Here is a 4,168-nt window from a genome sequence, read left to right on the forward strand (position 1 = left end):
GCCCTGGAAGCCCTGCGTGAACCGCTGGAGTCCGGCACCATCACCATTTCGCGAGCCGCCCAGCGCGCCGAGTTCCCGGCGCGCTTTCAGCTGGTCGCAGCGATGAACCCTTGCCCCTGCGGTTACCTCGGCTCGAGCTTGCGGGCTTGCCGTTGTTCGCCCGAACAGGTGTCGCGTTACCAGGGCAAGCTCAGCGGCCCGCTGCTGGACCGCATCGACCTGCATGTTGAGGTGGGTGCGCTTGCAGCCGATGAACTGGTCAACGCGCCGCCGGGCGAAGCCACTGCCGTTATCAGGGCCCGGGTTGCCACGGCACGTGATCGTGCTATTGCCCGGCAGGGCACCACCAACCAGGCGCTGGAAGGCCAGGCCATTGATGCGCAATGCCAGCTCGATGACGCAGCCGCGAAATTCCTGAACACCGCAGCAGCGCGGTTGGGGTGGTCAGGCCGCAGCATCCATCGCTGCCTGAAAGTGGCCAGGACAATTGCCGACCTCGCAGGCGCACAGGCCGTCCAGGTCGTCCACGTCGCGGAAGCCGTGCAGTACCGTCGGGCGCTCAAGGCAGCCCATTGACCAGGGCCGCCGAGCCGCGCAAAAGCCCGACTAACTCAATCGCTCAATAGGTGGCAAGCACATTCAGGAACCAGCCCCGACTGCGGTAAGACAGGTCGGTCAGGTCATCGGAATACTTGGTGAAGTTGTATCCCACCCCAACCTTCACCCCCTTGCCAAGGTGGCGATAGACACCGAGGAGCATGCCGGCTTTTGCATCCTGCGCCTCCGTGGCGCGCAGGTTGCGCCATTCAATCAGGGCGTCCCACTCCTTGACCAGGTGAAGATCCGCCCGGAAGATCAGAAGATCAGCACGGCTGGAGAACCACTCCCCGCCGGCAACCGGCATTTTCAGCTCGCCGACGCGGAACGCGTATTTGGCGCCGACGGAAAGCCACGGCTTCACGTCGTAAATTGTGTCGACGGAAAACACCTGGCTGCGCTGCGCGTAGTCGGCCGCCTGGCCCGAAGGGGTCAGCTGGCCCGCGGTCGGCACGTTGTGCAGGTTGGTGTACTTGAACAGGGTGTTCCAGCGGTCGTTGTCAACCGGCCGGTAGGCGCTGCCCAGCACAAACTCATGGTAGTTACCGTCGACAAAGGCCCCCTGGCTGTTGCTTGAACGCGAGACATTGAGCTTGCCCAGCACGCGCCAGGCAGGGTCCACCTGCATGCCCACCGTGTTGCGCATCAGCCAGGTGGTACGTTCGCCGGACACATTGCTCCGGTCGTTGCGCCACTCAAGATTACCGCTGTATTTCAGGCTGTCCTTTTTGTAGCCGACAGAGCCACCGAGCGCACGGCGCCTGAGGTCACCGGCCAATGGGTCGGACACGGTTCCGAACTCGACCTTGGCGCMCCAGTTCCAGCGGTCATTAGGCGACCAGTCCATGCCAAAGGCTTGCGTCAAGCTTTGCGGGCCGGYCCCATTGACTGCACGGCCCTCGCCGAACACCCGCAATTGATCGGACACGCGGGTGCTTGCACCAGAGACCAGCGTCCCTTGGCGGCCGCGCCACGCGACATCCGGGCTTTCTGTTTCCATCGTGTACGCCAGATAGGCATTGCTCCGGTCGGAGATGCGGTAGTCGGCGCCCAGCTTGCCGCCGGCGCCCATGCTGCCGCCGGATGCTTCGCCGCTGAGCTTCACGCGTTCGCTGACTTGCAGTGCGCCACCCAGGCCGACGCGGTTGTTGGGGTCGCGCGTATCGTCACGCTCCAGCGTCCCCTGAACGTAACCGTAAGCTTCCCAGTTTTCTTTTTCCCCGGGTTTCCCACCCGCACGATCAGGCCGGTAATCCGCCCTCACCTGCGCATCCGTGCGCGATCCGGTCTGGGAAAGCAACGGGCTGGCATTTGGCGTGACATTGGAACGATCGTCCGCACGGACCCCGACAGCGACTTCCCATTCGCTGTTCAGCGTCTGCCGCACCGCAAGTTCGGCGTTCTGGTTATTCTGCAGATCGCCGTCGCGCTTGTCTGCCTTGACCAGCACGCGCGTGCCCGGAACAAGCTCCACATCGGCAGCGGCACCGGCCTGCCGGACCGCCTCACCGCCTATGCCAATCTGCCCCGGGGCCGAATAACCGCGGTCACGGTTCTGGACATAAGAGGTGATCTTCCCCTTCATGCTGTCGGTGACTTCGGCGAGATCCACCGAGCCTTCCAGACGTTCTGCGCCGGCCGACTGGATGCCGCCGTTGTTCAGCGTGTTAAATCCAAAGCCGCCATCAAGAGAGGTTTGGGCGCCATTGCCCGGCCCCTTGGAACGTGCCGCCTCAAACTTCAGCCAGGTGCCGGGCTTGTAGCGCAGCGTCCCGTCGATCCCCTTGAGCGTCTGACTGGAGCCTGTTTCGCCCTGGTGGTAGCTGCTGGCGCCCAGCTGCACATGGTCGTTCAGCCATTGGCTCGCGCGAATGCCGGTCGACAGGTTGTTGATGGCCGTGACGCCGGGTGCAAACTCGTATGTCGTCACGAGGTAGACCGGCTGGCCGCCTACCGCAGACGCCATGATCAGGCCGGCGCCGGCGCCGGTCGCCGACAGGGGCGATTGCAACAGGATACGGCCTTGAAGGTAGTTGATCTCGTAATCCTGCGTAGGCGCGAGTTCGCGGCGCTCGATCACCATGCCGGAGTCCTTGTCGCGGACCTCGATCCAGACGCGCTCCGAGCCCTGTGTGATGTCGAGGTGGCGCAGGTAGTAGAGCGAGCCTCCCGTGCCGCGAAATTCCTCGCGCGAAGCCAGCGTTCCCGGATCGGCGGCAAAAGCATCAATCTGGGTCTGTTTTTCGCCATAGGTCGTGGCATCTTCAGAGCGGTAGCGCACCTGCGCGCCATAGAGGCCGCGCGAGTACTGCATCAGCTCCGTCCCGCTCCACGAGGTCTGGAAGTTACCCCACATGACGTGCGAGTCGCCTTTTTGCAGTTTGACAAAAAACTTGCCCTGCGTCGGCGCATCATCCACCGTTGTGCTGTCATCACCGTAAACGGGGTAGTAGAGGTTGGGGTCAATACTGCGCAGAAGGTATTTGGGATCCTTGCTGGAGAAGTTGGAAAACAGGTCCTCGATAGGACCTTCCCGGGTATCGGCCGAAGCCGTCAGCAGCCATTCGCCCTTGATTTTTCCCTTGAGGTAGAAAGCGGCACGGCCATCAACATACACCTTGTCTTCATAGTGACTTAAGTCCCCGGTCACCAGTTTGGCGGGCCCGGAGACATTGTTTTTCCCGACCGTCAAATCCCCCAGTGCCAGGTAAAACCAGTCATCCGCGGCGATGTTGAGGTTGCGGCGGAAGTTGCTTGCGCGCCCGTCCGACTCTTTCAGCGTCACCTCTACAGACTGCGGACCTGCCGGCATGATTTGTTTCATGGCGAACTTGCCCTGCGCATCGATCGGCAGTTCCAGCCCCAGCGCTTCGATGCGCTGGCCCAGCTTGAGATTGGTGCCGTTGACCGTGACGGTGCCGCCGGTCACCGGAATATTGCGCAGCGCCAGGCTGTTTTCGCCATACCCCGTCAGCCGTTCGCGCTCGAGCTTCTCCGCATCTTCATTGACCGGCATGGCGCGCACCAGAAGGTTCAGGGATTTCAGACTGGTCTCATCGAAACGCCCCTGGGCGTCATAAACACGCAGGAGGTAGAACACCTGGTCGCCGGCCGTATTGGCCGGAACGGTCCAGTTGAGCGCGCCTGACCATGTGATGGGCACGACCTCAAAAGGCTGCTCCTGTGTTTTCTGCCCTGCACGGAAAAGCCGCAGTTCGGCTTTTTTGATCCAGGGAATGTAGTTCGCCCAGGCCCGGAACTCCACCACCTCGCCCTTGACCGCTGCATTGGGTGTGGCCCAGGCATTCATCACCGGCGCAATGGCCAGGCTGTCATAACGCACCTGGATGTCAGCCTTCTCGAGCGCGACGTCAGCGCACCGCTGACCATCTGCTTCATTGGGAATCTCGGAGGCATTGATAGGCTCGCCATCAATCGTGATGCGAAACGGCACAGTGGACTGCCCCACGGCCTGTGGCGTGCAGGGCTTGGCGGCCGCCAGCGGAACAGGAACGGCTGCCGGCGCTACGGCCTCGAACCACACGCGCAGCTCGACGCGGCGATTGCGGGC

2 protein-coding genes are annotated in these 4,168 nt (G+C 62.5%); one reads left to right on the plus strand and one right to left on the minus strand.

What is annotated here, in order from left to right:
* A partial coding sequence (locus AC1DWI_RS15250; RefSeq protein WP_477725132.1) for an ATP-binding protein occupies nucleotides 1-576 on the plus strand: 576 nt, incomplete at its 5' end.
* Between the two features lie 43 nt (nucleotides 577-619).
* Here AC1DWI_RS15250 and AC1DWI_RS15255 read toward each other — a convergent pair.
* A partial coding sequence (locus AC1DWI_RS15255; RefSeq protein WP_477725133.1) for an OmpA family protein occupies nucleotides 620-4,168 on the minus strand: 3,549 nt, incomplete at its 5' end.

It is taken from the genome of Polaromonas sp. P3_C2 (assembly GCF_056402675.1).